Origin of the sequence: Roseicella sp. DB1501, from assembly GCF_013112485.1 — a bacterium.
Classification (GTDB): Bacteria; Pseudomonadota; Alphaproteobacteria; order Acetobacterales; family Acetobacteraceae; genus Paracraurococcus.
Genome location: NZ_JABFHG010000007.1, coordinates 230614 through 243921, shown reverse-complemented (window position 1 = coordinate 243921; position 13308 = coordinate 230614). Strand labels below are relative to the sequence as shown.

Here is a 13308-nt window from a genome sequence, read left to right as displayed (position 1 = left end):
GGCAATCCCCTCGCCATGCGGGTTGCGGCGGCCCGGCCGCATGCTCTCCCATTCGGTCGCGGCCATGGCGGCGCAGACCGGGCGGGAGAGGAGGCGTGCCATGGCGGAAGCGGCGGAGGCAGAGCGCGGTAGCTCGACGCTCGCCATGGTGCTGCGCGTCACCAGCGGCAATTTCCTCGAGATGTTCGACTTCTTCCTGTTCGGCTTCTACGCGACCGACATCGCGCACGCCTTCTTCCCGGCTGGCAGCCAGTTCGCCTCGCTCATGCTGACCTTCGCCACCTTCGGCGCCGGCTTCCTGATGCGGCCGCTCGGGGCCGTGCTGCTCGGCGCCTATATCGACCGGATCGGCAGGCGCCAGGGCCTGATCCTCACCCTGCTGCTGATGGCGGTGGGCACGGTGCTGATCGCCTGCACGCCGGGCCATGCGACGATCGGCCTGCTGGCGCCGCTGCTGGTGCTGGCCGGACGGCTGCTGCAGGGCTTCTCGGCCGGGGTCGAACTCGGCGGCGTCTCGGTCTACCTGGCGGAGATGGCGCGGCCGGGGCGCAAGGGCTTTCTCGTCGCCTGGCAGTCGGGCAGCCAGCAGGTGGCGATCATGCTGGCCGCGGCGCTTGGCTTCGCGCTGAGCCGCGTGCTCGATGCCCCCGCCATCGCCGCCTGGGGCTGGCGTGTGCCCTTCTTCATCGGCTGCCTGATCATCCCGGTGCTGTTCTATCTCCGCCGCTCGCTGGAGGAGACGCCGGCCTTCCAGCGGCAGGCGCACCGGCCCGGGCTGCGCGAGGTGCTCGGCACCCTGGCGCGCGGCTGGCGCATCGTCCTGCTCGGCATGCTGCTGGTGGCGATGACGACCGTCGCCTTCTACACCATCACGGTCTATACGCCGACCTTCGGCCGGACGGTGCTGCATCTGAGCCAGGCCGACAGCCTGCTGGCGACCTTCTGCGTCGGCCTCTCGAACCTCATCTGGCTGCCGGTGATGGGGGCGTTGTCCGACCGCATCGGGCGACGGTCGCTGCTGCTCGGCTTCTCGGCGCTGACCATGCTGACGGCCTATCCGGTGCTGGCCTGGCTGGTCGCGCATGCGAGCTTCGCCAACATGCTGCTGGCGCTGCTCTGGCTATCCTTCCTCTATGGCAGCTACAACGGCGCCATGGTGGTGGCGCTGACCGAGGTGGTGCCGGCCTCGGTGCGCACTGCCGGTTTCTCGCTCGCCTATTCCCTCGCCACCGCCCTCTTCGGCGGCTTCACGCCGCTGGTCTCGACCTGGCTGATCGAGGCGACGGGCAACCGCGCCGCGCCCGGCCTGTGGCTGACCTTCGGCGGCGCCTGCGGGGTGCTGGCGACGCTGCTGGTCTACCGGCGCGGCGAGGCGGTGGAGCGCTTCACGACCGCCGGGCGGCCTGCTTAAGAACCCCCCGCAAAATCGCTTCGCGGCTTTGCAGGGGTTCCATGGAGTCCCCTCCTGCCCCAAGACCCGTCACAGCCTGCTGCGGCAAAGCCGCGGCAGGACAACGGGCAGCGACGGTTTTGATGGACGCTTGAAGACCGCCCCGCGCGCGGTGGCGCCGGCTGTCTAGAGCGTGATCGCTTGAGGTGGACTCACCGAAAAGCGAGAATCACGCGATCAAGCAACGGCCTGGACCATGATCCATGACCCTCTGTGAGCGGATCATGGTCTAGTCGACGCCGAGCAGCTCGACATCGAAGACCAGCGTGGCATTCGGCGGGATGACGCCGCCGGCGCCACGGGCGCCATAGCCGAGCTCGGGCGGGATGGTGAGGCGGCGCTGGCCGCCGACCTGCATCCCGGCCACGCCCTGGTCCCAGCCGGCGATGACCTCGCCGGCGCCGAGCTGGAACTGGAAGGGCTCGTTGCGGTCGCGCGAGCTGTCGAACTTTCGTCCCTTGGTCTCCGGCGCGCCGGCATCGTAGAGCCAGCCGGTATAATGGACCGTGACCAGCTTGCCGGCTTCCGCCGTCGCTCCCGTACCCTGCTTCTGATCGCTCATGCGTCTCGTCTCCTGGTCTCGCCCCGGTCAAGCATGCGGAGGCCGGCAGCGCCAGTGCGCCAACCGGCCCCGGCGTCAGCAGTCCAGCACGACATTGCCGATATGCCGCCCGCCCTCGACGGCGTCATGCGCCCGGGCGCAATCCGCCAGCGGCGCGCGGGCGGCGATGGCATGCCTCACCAGGTCGGCGCGCAGCCAGGCCTGCAGCGTCTCCACCGCCAGGCTGCGCTGCGCCGGGGTGAGCTCGTAGACGATGAACCAGCGAATCGCGATGCCGCGCATGATCGCCGGGCCGAAGAGCATCGTCGCATCCGGGCCGTTCGAGCCATAGGCGGCGCAGATCCCGCCATGCGCGAGCAGGCCGGGCAGCAGCGCCGCCGTCGAGGACAGGTCGACATCGACCACCCGCTGCACCCCGGCGCCGCGGGTGAGGGCGCGGACCCGCTCGGGCACGTCCTCGCTGCGGTAATTGACGGTCGCATCGGCCCCGGCCGAGAGGGCATGCGCCGCCTTCTCCTCCGAGCTGACAGTGGCGATCACCTGGGCCGCGCCCAGCAGCCGGGCGAACTGGATGGCGTAATGGCCGACCGAGCCGGCGCCGCCGGTGACCAGCACCGCCTGGCCGGTCACGCCGCCATCGGTCAGCACCGCCTGCAGGGCGGTCAGCGCCGGGATGCCGAGGCAGGCGCCAGCATCGAAGGGGACATGCTCGGGCAGCGGCACCGCCTGGATGGCGGGGAGGGCGATGTATTCCGCCGCGGTGCCGAAGGCGCGCTTCCACTGGCCGTTCCAGATCCAGACCCGCTCGCCGATGCGGGCGCGGTCGACCCCCTCGCCGACCGCCTCGATGGTCCCGGCGCCGTCGCTGTGCGGCACCACGCGCGGGAAGGCCATGGGGCGGGAGCCGCGGCGGGTCTTCCAGTCCGAAGGGTTCACGCCGGAGGTGGCAAGGCGCACCAGCACCTCGCCCGGGCCGGGGGAGGGGGTGGGCAGCTCGCCATACTGCAGCACCTCGGACCCGCCGTTGCGGTCGTACCAAACGGCCTTCATGCCTCGTCTCCTCCGTATCGTTGCCGGGCCAGGGCCGCCGTCAGGGCCATTTCGCCTCGGGCGGCATGGACATCAGGATGGCGTCCACATTGCCCCCGGTGCGCAGGCCGAACAGCGTGCCGCGGTCGTGCAGCAGGTTGAACTCCACGTAGCGGCCGCGGCGGATGAGCTGGTGCTCGCGCTCCGCCGCCGTCCAGGGCTCATGCATCCGGTCCTGGATGATGGCCGGATAGACGTCGCGGAAGGCGCGGCCGACATCCTGAACGAAGGCGAAATCGGCCTCCAGCCCGTGGCCGGGCGTGCGGTCGCCCAGCCAGTCGAAGAAGATCCCGCCGAGGCCGCGGGTTTCCCCGCGATGCGGCAGGAAGAAATACTCGTCGCACCAAGCCTTGAAGCGCGGGTAGTAGGCCGGGTCGTGCCGATCGCAGGCCTCCCGGAAGGCGCCGTGGAAGCGGGCCGCATCGGCCACCGACTCGGGCGCCTCCAGCGCCATCGGCGTGATGTCGCCGCCGCCGCCGAACCAGGGCCGGGTGGTCACCAGGAAGCGGGTGTTGAAATGCGCCGCCGGCACCCTTGGGCTGCGCATATGCGCCACCAGCGAGATGCCGGTGGCGAAGAAGCGCGGATCCGCCTCCGCCCCCGGGATCTGCTGGCGGAACTGGGGAGAGAACTCGCCATGGACGGTCGAGACACTGACTCCGACCTTCTCGAACACCCGGCCGCGCATCAGGCCCATGACGCCGCCGCCGCCCTCCGGCCGCTGCCAGGGGCGTCGCTCGAACCGGCCGGGGGGCAGGCGGGCATGCGGCCCCTCCGCCAGCGCATCCTCGATCGACTCGAAGGCGGCGACGATCTCGTCCCGCAGCCGCTCGAACCAGGCGCGGGCCCGGGCGGCGAGGGGGTGCGAGGCCGGCCCCGCGCCGGCCGGTCCGGGCGTGCCTTCCGCGGCGGCGCCAGCGGGGGCCCCTAGGGCGGCCCCGAAGGCCGATTCCGAGGCGTTGGTCACGGCATCCTCCTGCACCATCGAGGTTCTATTGCGGTTCCAGTGGATTGCCACCCCATGCGCCCTCCCTTTATATGCGGCGCGTCGCGTAAGGGTAGCGCAGGCCCGGCCATGCCCGGGCCGGCGGCGCCCGCAACGCCAAACGCATGTCGGTTCCCGCCGGTCCCGCCTCGGGACGCGGGCGCGGCCGAGGTCAGGGACGAAGAGGCATGGCCGATAGTATGGCGCCGGGAGCGCCGGAGGATGGCGGGACCCGGCGCGACTTCCTGCAATTGGTGACGGCATCCTTCGCCGCCGTGGGTGTCGGCGCGCTGGTCTGGCCCTTCATCAGCTCGATGAATCCCGCCCGCGACGTCCTCGCCCTCTCCACCACCGAGGTCGATATCGCGCCGATCGCGGTTGGTTCGGCGATCACCGCCGTCTGGCGCGGCAAGCCGATCTTCATCCGTCACCGAACGCAGAAGGAGATCGACGAGGCCCGCGCGGTCCCGCTCGACCAGCTGCGCGACCCGCAGACCGACCAGAGCCGGGTGAAGAAGCCCGAATGGCTGGTGATGATCGGCATCTGCACGCATCTCGGCTGCGTCCCGCTCGGCCAGAAGCCGACCGATCCCAAGGGGCCCTTCGACGGCTGGTTCTGCCCCTGCCACGGCAGCGCCTACGACAGCTCGGGGCGGATCCGGCAGGGGCCGGCGCCGACCAACCTGGCGATCCCGGACTACGCCTTCGAAACCGACACCAAGATCCGGATCGGCTGAGGAGCAGGCAATGGCAAGCGGACTGCACGAGAGCGACGTCGCCAATCCGGTCCTCCGCTGGATCGACGCGCGCCTGCCCGTCATCACGATGATGCAGAAGGAGTACGGGACGTTCCCGACGCCCCGGAACTTCAATTATTTCTGGAATTTCGGCGCCCTCGCCATGGTCAACCTGTTGATCATGATCGCGACCGGCGTCTTCCTGGCGATGAACTACACGCCGCACACCAGCATGGCCTTCGACAGCGTCGAGCGCATCATGCGCGACGTGAATTTCGGCTGGCTGCTGCGCTACGTGCACGCCAACGGCGCCTCGATGTTCTTCATCGTCGTCTACATCCATATCTGGCGCGGCCTCTACTACGGCTCCTACAAGGCGCCGCGCGAGCTGCTCTGGATGCTCGGCGTCGTCATTTTCCTGCTGATGATGGCCACCGCCTTCATGGGCTACGTGCTGCCCTGGGGCCAGATGTCCTTCTGGGGCGCGACGGTCATCACCAACCTCTTCAGCGCACTGCCCCTGATCGGGCCGGACATCGTGACCTGGCTCTGGGGCGGTTTCTCGGTCGACAACCCGACGCTGAACCGCTTCTACAGCCTGCACTACCTGCTGCCCTTCGTGATCTTCGGCGTCGTCTTCCTGCACGTCGCGGCGCTGCACATCACGGGCTCCAACAACCCGCTCGGGATCGACCCGAAGGGACCGCAGGACACGGTGCCCTTCCACCCCTACTACACGGCCAAGGACAGCGTCGGGCTGATCGCCTATTTCGTGGTCTTCGCCATCCTGGTCTTCTTCTTCCCGAACATGCTCGGGCATCCGGACAACTACATCCCGGCCAACCCGCTGGTCACGCCGGCTCATATCGTTCCGGAATGGTACTTCCTGCCCTTCTACGCCATCCTGCGCGCGGTGCCGGACAAGCTCGGCGGCGTCGCCCTGATGTTCGGCTCGATCGCCATCCTCTTCGTCCTGCCCTGGCTTGACACCTCGCCGGTGCGCTCCATGCGCTTCCGGCCAGTGGCGAAGATCTTCCTCTTCCTGTGGCTGATCGCCTTCTTCGTGCTGCTCTATTGCGGCGGCAAGCCGCCCGAGGAGCCCTTCGTCACCATCGCCCGCGTGGCGGCGGCCTATTACTTCCTCTACTTCCTCGTGATCCTGCCGCTGCTCGGCCGGCTGGAGCGGCCGCTGCCGCTGCCGGAGAGCATCGCGCGGCCCGTTCTCCGCGGCGGCGGGCCGCTGCCGGTCGGGGCCATGAGCAAGCCCATGGAGAAGGCGTGATGCCGGTGAAGGCTACCCTCAAGGCCGTCGTGGTCGCTGCCGGCCTGCTCGCCGGCGCCGGCCTCGGCACCCTCCCGGCCCGCGCCGCGAGCGGGGGGGAGGCCCTACCGCATGTCAACTTCTCCTTCGACGGGCTGTTCGGGCATTTCGACAGGGCCTCGGCCCAGCGTGGCTTCCAGGTCTACAAGGAGGTCTGCGCGAACTGCCACTCGATGCACCTGCTCTCCTACCGCAACCTGCGCGAGCTCGGCCTGTCCGAGGCGCAGGTGCGCGGCATCGCGGCGAGCGTGCAGGTGAAGGACGGGCCGAACGACGAGGGCGAGATGTTCGAGCGGCCGGGCCGGCCCTCGGACCGCTTCCACAGCCCCTTCCCGAACGAGCAGGCCGCCCGGGCGGCGAATAACGGCGCCCTGCCGCCGGACCTCTCGCTCATCACCAAGGCCCGCGAGGGCGGCGCGCAATACGTGCACGCCCTGCTGACCGGCTACGAGGATCCGCCTCCCGGCGTCACCCTCATGCCCGGCATGAATTACAACAAGTATTTCGCCGGCCATCAGATCGCCATGGCGCAGCCGCTCAGCAGCGACGGACAGGTCGAGTACACCGACGGCACGCAGCCGACCGTCGAGCAGATGGTGCGCGACGTGTCGCAATTCCTGACCTGGGCGGCCGAGCCGGAGCTTGAGCAGCGCAAGGCGATGGGCGTGAAGATGGTGATCTTCCTGGTCATCCTTGGCGGCTTCGCCTATGCGATCAAGCGCAAGGTCTGGTCGGACGTGCACTGAGCTGCGGTGTCATTGCCAGCTTCGGACGATGACCAAGGGCCGCCTCGTGCGGCCCTCGGCAATTCCGGGACCGTGATCGAAGCGGTTCAGCGGGCCGGCGGGGTGAGCCCGGGCGGCGGCAGGGCGGTGCCGCGCTCGATGCCGCGATCGGGGATCGGCGAGGGCGGCCGGTCGCAAGCGGCAAGAATGGGCAGCAGCAGCGCGGCCAGGCTCAGGACACGGGACAAAGGGCTCACTCCTCGAATACGGACCAGCCGGCGCGCGATTCGCCGTGATCATGCCATGTCCATGCTGCGGCAGGCATCGCCCATCGCCGACGACACAGGCTGCCGCAGCGTGGCCAGGGGCGATCCGTTCCATGGCAGTGGTTGTGGTTGCAAGATCGTATTCATGCGTCCGGGCGTTCACGCCTTCCCGCGATCCGCTTAGAACCGGCAGCTCATCCCCGAAGCCGCGCCCAACCGGAGGCCCCACCATGTCCGACCGCATCACCCCCGTCATCGGCCTGATCGGCGGCTCCGGCCTCTACGACATCGACGGGCTCGAGGAGCGGGAATGGCGGCGGGTGGAGACGCCCTGGGGCGCGCCCTCGGATGCGCTGCTCTTCGGCCGGCTCGAGGGCGTGCGCTGCGTCTTCCTGCCCCGCCACGGTCGCGGCCATCCGACGCCGCCCAGCGAGCTGAACTACCGCGCCAATATCGACGCGCTGAAGCGGGCCGGCTGCACCGAGATCCTCTCCCTCTCCGCTGTCGGCTCGTTGCGCGAGGACCTGCCGCCGGGTCACTTCGTCATCATCGACCAGTTCATCGACCGCACCTTCGCCCGGCAGAAGAGCTTCTTCGGCACCGGCTGCGTGGCGCATGTCTCCGTCGCGCATCCCGTTTGCCCGCGCCTCGGCGATGCGCTGGAGACGGCGGCGCGCGGCCTCGCCCTGCCGGTGACGCGCGGCGGCACCTATCTCGTCATGGAGGGGCCGCAATTCAGCACCAAGGCGGAGAGCGAGCTGTATCGGCAATGGGGCTGCAGCGTCATCGGCATGACCAACATGCCGGAGGCGAAGCTCGCCCGAGAGGCGGAGCTCTGCTACGCGACGGTCGCCATGGTGACGGATTTCGACTGCTGGCACCCGGAGCACGACCACGTCACGGTCGATCAGGTGGTGAAGGTCCTGCTCGGCAATGCCGACAAGGCCAAGGCGCTGGTGAAGGCCGTGGTGCCGGCCCTTGGCGCGCCGCGCGGCCCGTGCCCCGCCGGCTGCGACCGGGCGCTCGACCATGCCATCATCACCGCGCCCGAGATGCGCGACCCGGCGCTGCTGGCGAAGCTGGATGCCGTGGCCGGCCGCGTGCTGGGCTGAGGCGAGGCCGCCGCAGGGCGGCCCCATCCCTCCCTTCGGTGCCCTCTCTCAGCGCAGGACGATCTCGACTCGGCGGTTCTGCGGCTCGCGCACGCCGTCGGCGGTCGGGACCAGCGGCTTGGTCTCGCCGAAGGCGGTGACCTCGATCTCCTCGCGCTGGATGCCCTGCCGCACCAACTCGTTGGCGACGACCTCAGCGCGGCGCTGCGACAGGCGCTGGTTGTATTGCGGCGTGCCCGAGCGGTCGGCATGGCCGGCCACCTCGATCCGGGTGGTTTGCACCCGCCGCGCGGCGCCCGCCGCATCGGTGATGATCTGCCGGGCGCGCTCGGTCAGGTCGGCACGGTCCCAGTCGAAGAAGATCAGATAGGTGCGGGTCGTCTCCATCGGCGCGGCCGGGAGCGGGGCGGGGGCTGGCGTGGCCGGCCTCGGCGGGTTGAAGGCGTAGCGCAGGCCGAGCAGAACGGAGTGATTGACGTTCCCGGGCTCGAAATTGCCGGGAACGCTGGGGACCGCCGGCCCGCTGGTGCGGTTGATGTTGAACTTCGGGTCGAGCGTGCCGAGGAAGCGGTACTCGGCGGTCAGCGACAGGCCCGGCACCATGCTGCCGAGGCCGATGGCGCCGCCGACGATGGCCTGGTAGGCGAATTGCGGATCAGTGTCGTCGATGCGGAAGCCGCTGCCGCCAAGCTGCATCCGGGCGTTGCGGATCTCGTTCCAGACATAGCCTCCGCCGAAGCCGAGATAGGGCTGGTAGGTGCTGGGCGCGATGCCGAAGCCGGACAGGTCGAAATCGAAGAGCATGTTCGCCATCACGCCGTAGCGGGCATAGGTGCCTGAGCTGCCTGCCCGGACGCCGTTCAGGCTGAGATGATCGACCTGCTCGGACCGGTAATTGCCCTCGATCTCCGCCCGCCAGCCATTGCCGAAGCCCCAGCCGAGCGAGAGGACGCCGCCGGGCCCGGGCGATTGCGTGTTGAGCCGCACCCCATGGTCGTTCAGGTCAGGCGTGAAGGAGAGGGCGGCACCGGCACCCAGATAGAGTCCCTCCACGGGCTGCGCCCAGGCAACGGCAAAGGGCGCCGCAACCAGGGTGGCGGCCAGGAGAAGGCGGCGGAACGTCATCGACAACTCCGGGGCGAGGCAGGGGCGCCCGCCCGAAAGCAAGGGATTGGAAGCCCCATACTCCCCGGAACTCACGAAAGCGCAACGCAATTTCCTTCGCGCCTGCAAAACGGGGAGGAGTGTGGTCACGGCGCCAGGGGGCATGCCGTCAAGGCTCTCGCCAGATGCATGATATCCTGTGCCGCCGCACAACCCGGATGGCGGGTGAGCAGCGGCACCTGCCGCCGGATCGCATCCGGCACGCGCGCGTCGCGGCGCACCACCCCGGCCAGCGGCAGGCCGGCGCCGAGGAAGCGGCTGCAAGCCTGGTCGAGCGTCCGCCAGGTGCGCTCACCCGCGGCGCGGTCGCTGGCCTGGTTCACCACCAGCCGCGCCAGGCCGCCGGAACGGTCGCGCCGGTGCAGCTTCACCACGGCATAGGCGTCGGTGAGGCTGGTCGGCTCCTCCGTCGCCACGACGAGCAGCAGCTCGGCCAGGGCGGCGAGGCGCCGCACCGAGGCATCGAGCCCGGCGCCGAGATCGAGCAGCACCAGGTCGAATGCCTCGGTCGCCGCGCCGAGCGCCACCTCCAACCGCCCGAGCATGGCGGCATCGAGTCCCGCCAGGGCGCCGGAGCCGGAGCGGCCGGGCAACACGGCGAAGCCCGCCTCATGCGGCACCGCCGCGGCGGCGGCGCTCAGCCGGCCGGCCAGCACCGCGGCCAGATCGGCGCCCGGGGCGAGGCCGAGCTGCACATCGACATTGGCGAGGCCGAGATCGGCATCGACCAGCAGCACCCGCCGCCCCGCCTGGGCCAGCGCCTGGGCAAGGCCGATCGCCAGGCAGGTCTTGCCGACGCCGCCCTTGCCTGAGGCGATGGCGATCAGGCGGGGAACAACCGGCCCGTCATGCAACTGTCGCGTCCCGACATCCTCGGCTGCCTGCGTCATGCCACCTCCTCAGAATGCAAGGCGCGCCGCAGCCGCGCCGCGAGCCAGCCGGGATCGACCGGTACCAGATCCCCGGCGGGGTCCGGCCCGATGCCCGCCTCCGTCAGGGCGAGTCCCGCCGCGGCGCCGGCCAGCACCCCGCCCAGGCGGCGCGCCGCGTCGAGCCGCGTCGGCAGCAGGTGCCGGGCGCCGAGGGCCAGGAAGGCGCGGGCCGTCTCCGCCGCCTCCGCCGGATCGAGCCCGGCCGGCAGCACCAGCAGGATGCTGGCGCCGGCGGCGCGCGCGAGCCCGAGCAGCGCCGCCGCCTGCGCCGGATCGAAGGGATCGCAGCCCGCCGTGTCGATCAGCACCGGCTGGCCGGGCTGCCGCCGCGCCAGCGCCTTGACCAGCGTGCCGGGCTGCGGCGCCACGGCGAGCGTCAGGCCGAGCACGCGCGTGAAGGCCGCCATCTGCTCGGCGGCGCCGGCCCGCTGGCCATCCGTCGTGATGACCAGCGGCGACCGGCCGGCCAGCACCGCGCGCGTTGCCAGCTTGGCGCAGGAGAGCGTCTTGCCCGCGCCCGGCGGCCCGGCCAACAGCAGCGGCCGCGCCGTCGCGTCCGGCAGGCCGGCGAAGCCGAGGCAGGCGGCGAGCGCCGCTTCCAGCCCGGCGCCACCGCTCAGGCGCGCGCCGAGGGTCGGCGGCAGGTTGTGCCGCGCCAGCAGCCGCGCGAGCGCCGGATCCGCCGGCGGCGCCTGGACCACCGGCGGCGTGGGCGGGATGAGCCAGGGCTCCGGCTCCTCCGCCGCCTCGTCCGGCCCGGCCAGGGCCGCCGTCACCTCCACCCCGCCGGCGACGCGGCGTGTCTCGAGGATCACCGCCTCCTCGCCGAGGGCGGCGCGCAGCTGCGCCATCGCCTCGGCCATCCTCGGAGCGCGGAACAGGCGCAGCTGCATGCGCTAGATGCTCCCCAAGGTGCGGAGGCGGGCGCGCGGATGGATCTCCGCCTGGCTGAGCACCGTGGTCGCCGGCCGGAAGCGCTCGACGATCGCGCGCACATGGGCACGGATCGCACCGGAGCAGACCAGCACCGGCGCCTCGCCGGCCTGCGCCGCGGCGTCGAAGACCTCGCGCAGCCGGTGCATGAACTCCTGCAGCCGCGAGGGCGCCATGGCGAGCTGCCGGTCCTCCGGCGGGCCCGCCAGGCTCTCGGCGAAGGCGATCTCCCAGTTGGGCGAGAGGGCGATGAGCGGGATGTAGCCGCCCGGGCCGCGCGCCGCCTCGGAGAGCTGCCGGGCGAGGCGCATCCGCACCACCGGCAGGATGCCGGCCATGCCGCGGCTGCCGCCGGCGACCGCCTCCTGGATGCCCTCGAGGATCGTCGGCAGGTCGCGGATCGAGACGCGCTCGGCGAGCAGCGATTGCAGCACGCGCTGCAACCCGCTGGTGCTGATCTGCGAGGGGATGAGCTCGGAGACCAGCTTGCGGTGCTCCTGCGGCAGCTCGTCGAGCAGCTTCTGCGTCTCGGCGAAGGAGAGCAGCTCGGGCATGGTGTCGCGCACCACCTCGGTCAGGTGGGTCGCCAGCACGCCGGCGCAGTCGACCACGGTGCAGCCGCGGGCCAGCGCCTCGTCGCGCAGCGCCTCCTCGATCCAGAGGGCGGGCAGGCCGAAGCTCGGCTCGGTGGTGCGCTCGCCGGCCATGGCCGGGACGCCGCCCGAGGGATCGATGGCGAGATGCAGCGGCGGGCGGAGCTGGCCGCGCGCCGCCTCGATCTCCTTGACCCGCAGGATGTAGGTGTCGGGCGGCAGTTCGAGATTGTCCTGGATGCGCACGGAGGGCAGGACGAAACCCATCTCCTGCGCCATGGAGCGGCGCAGCGCCTTGATCTGCTCGGTCAGCCGCGGCGCCTCGCCGGCGGCGAGAGAGAGCAGGCCGTAGCCGAGCTCGAGCCGCAGCAGGTCAAGCCGCAGCGCTTCGGAGACCGGCGGCTCGGCGGCCGCGGCGGCCGGCGCCTCGGCCGGGGCCGCCGCGCCGCGCCGCTCCGCCTCCCGCCGCGTCCAGGCCACGGCGCCGGCGGCGCCGGCCAGCGCCAGGAAGGGGATGAGCGGCATGCCCGGCAGCAGCGCCATGACGGCCGCGGCGCCGGCGGCCAGCGCCATCGGCTTCCAGCCGCCGCCGAGCTGTCGGCCCAGCACCTGGTCGGCCCGCTCCTCGCCGCCGCCCTTGGTCACCACGATGCCGGCCGCGACCGAGATCAGCAGCGCCGGGATCTGGCTGACCAGCCCGTCGCCGACGGTGAGCATGCAGAAGGTGGCGGCCGCCTCGGCGATGCCGAGCTCCTGCCGCAGCACCGCGATGCCGAGGCCGCCGACGAGGTTGATGGCGGTGATGATGAGGCCGGCGATCGCATCGCCGCGGACGAATTTCGCCGCGCCGTCCATGGCGCCGTGGAAGGCGCTCTCCTCCTCCAGCTCGCGGCGGCGGCGGCGGGCCTCCTTCTCGTCGATCAGGCCGGAGGAGAGATCGGCATCGATCGCCATCTGCTTGCCGGGCATGGCGTCCAGGCTGAAGCGCGCCGCCACCTCGGCGATGCGCCCCGAGCCCTTGGTGACGACCATGAAATTCACCACCAGCAGGATGGCGAAGACGATCAGGCCGACCAGGACGTCGCCGCCCATCAGGAAGCCGCCGAAGGCGGCGACCACCTGGCCGGCCGAATGCGGCCCCTCATGCCCGTGGGTGAGGATGTTGCGCGTGGTGGCGACGTTGAGGGCGAGGCGCAGCAGCGTGCTGAGCAGCAGCACCTGCGGAAAGGCGGTGAAGTCGAGCGGCCGCTGCAGGAAGAGCGCGACCATCAGCACCAGGATCGAGAGGGTGATGGAGATGGCGAGCGCGGCATCCAGCAGCAGCGTCGGCAGCGGCACCACGAGCACCGCCAGCAGCACCGCGACGCCGAGGGCGAGCGCGACGTCGCCACCCAGGCGGAGCTCGCGCAGCCATCCCGGCAGGGCGAGGCTGCCCATGC

13 protein-coding genes are annotated in these 13308 nt (G+C 71.1%); 5 read left to right on the top strand and 8 right to left on the bottom strand.

Annotation, left to right across the window (positions count from 1 at the left end; all coding sequences use genetic code 11):
• The first annotated feature begins 100 nt into the window (after nt 1–100).
• Complete coding sequence (locus tag HJG45_RS15830; RefSeq protein WP_171613067.1) at nt 101–1411, top strand: MFS transporter; 1311 nt, start codon at nt 101–103, stop codon at nt 1409–1411.
• A 268-nt stretch (nt 1412–1679) separates the two neighbouring features.
• Here the strand turns inward: HJG45_RS15830 and HJG45_RS15825 are convergent, their stop codons facing one another.
• From HJG45_RS15825 to hemF, 3 genes are all read right to left on the bottom strand, one after another.
• Nucleotides 1680–2012, bottom strand: coding sequence for an FKBP-type peptidyl-prolyl cis-trans isomerase (locus tag HJG45_RS15825; RefSeq protein ID WP_171613066.1), 333 nt, complete (start codon nt 2010–2012; stop codon nt 1680–1682).
• 75 nt (nt 2013–2087) lie between these two features.
• Complete coding sequence (locus tag HJG45_RS15820; RefSeq protein WP_171613065.1) at nt 2088–3062, bottom strand: NADPH:quinone reductase; 975 nt, start codon at nt 3060–3062, stop codon at nt 2088–2090.
• Between the two features lie 40 nt (nt 3063–3102).
• Nucleotides 3103–4068 carry an oxygen-dependent coproporphyrinogen oxidase gene (gene hemF / locus HJG45_RS15815; RefSeq protein ID WP_368040609.1) on the bottom strand — a complete coding sequence of 322 codons (966 nt, stop codon included), beginning with the start codon at nt 4066–4068 and terminating at the stop codon, nt 3103–3105.
• Nucleotides 4069–4274: 206 nt separating this feature from the next.
• Between hemF and petA the strand changes: the two genes are divergently transcribed.
• Genes petA through HJG45_RS15800 form a run of 3 tightly spaced genes read left to right on the top strand, consistent with a single transcriptional unit; the run spans nt 4275 to nt 6890 of the window.
• On the top strand, nt 4275–4823 hold the full coding sequence (gene petA / locus HJG45_RS15810) for a ubiquinol-cytochrome c reductase iron-sulfur subunit (RefSeq protein WP_171613064.1): 549 nt from the start codon (nt 4275–4277) through the stop codon (nt 4821–4823).
• Nucleotides 4824–4833: 10 nt separating this feature from the next.
• Nucleotides 4834–6105: a cytochrome b/b6 gene (locus tag HJG45_RS15805; RefSeq protein ID WP_171613063.1), complete on the top strand. Its 1272-nt coding sequence runs from the start codon at nt 4834–4836 to the stop codon at nt 6103–6105.
• Nucleotides 6105–6890, top strand: coding sequence for a cytochrome c1 (locus tag HJG45_RS15800; RefSeq protein ID WP_171613062.1), 786 nt, complete (start codon nt 6105–6107; stop codon nt 6888–6890). Before HJG45_RS15805 ends, HJG45_RS15800 begins: the two co-directional genes overlap by 1 nt.
• A gap of 86 nt (nt 6891–6976) precedes the next feature.
• On the opposite strand, the gene HJG45_RS15795 is transcribed toward HJG45_RS15800, so the two are convergent.
• Entirely contained in the window at nt 6977–7117 is a 141-nt protein-coding gene (locus HJG45_RS15795) for a hypothetical protein (RefSeq protein WP_171613061.1), read from the bottom strand.
• 248 nt (nt 7118–7365) lie between these two features.
• On the opposite strand from HJG45_RS15795, the gene HJG45_RS15790 reads away from it, so the two are divergent.
• Nucleotides 7366–8247: an S-methyl-5'-thioadenosine phosphorylase gene (locus HJG45_RS15790; protein WP_171613060.1), complete on the top strand. Its 882-nt coding sequence runs from the start codon at nt 7366–7368 to the stop codon at nt 8245–8247.
• A 48-nt stretch (nt 8248–8295) separates the two neighbouring features.
• On the opposite strand, the gene HJG45_RS15785 is transcribed toward HJG45_RS15790, so the two are convergent.
• The 4 genes from HJG45_RS15785 to flhA all read right to left on the bottom strand — a co-directional run bounded on the left by HJG45_RS15785 (nt 8296) and on the right by flhA (nt 13306).
• Nucleotides 8296–9372, bottom strand: coding sequence for an OmpA family protein (locus HJG45_RS15785; RefSeq protein ID WP_171613059.1), 1077 nt, complete (start codon nt 9370–9372; stop codon nt 8296–8298).
• Between the two features lie 125 nt (nt 9373–9497).
• On the bottom strand, nt 9498–10301 hold the full coding sequence (locus tag HJG45_RS15780; RefSeq protein WP_171613058.1) for an AAA family ATPase: 804 nt from the start codon (nt 10299–10301) through the stop codon (nt 9498–9500).
• A complete protein-coding gene (locus tag HJG45_RS15775) occupies nt 10298–11236 on the bottom strand; it encodes a GTPase (RefSeq protein ID WP_171613057.1) in 939 nt (312 codons plus the stop codon). Before HJG45_RS15775 ends, HJG45_RS15780 begins: the two co-directional genes overlap by 4 nt.
• A gap of 3 nt (nt 11237–11239) precedes the next feature.
• The gene (gene flhA / locus HJG45_RS15770; RefSeq protein WP_171613056.1) at nt 11240–13306 is read right to left on the bottom strand and encodes a flagellar biosynthesis protein FlhA; all 2067 of its coding nucleotides are present in this window, start codon (nt 13304–13306) and stop codon (nt 11240–11242) included.
• Between the last annotated feature and the right edge of the window lie 2 nt (nt 13307–13308).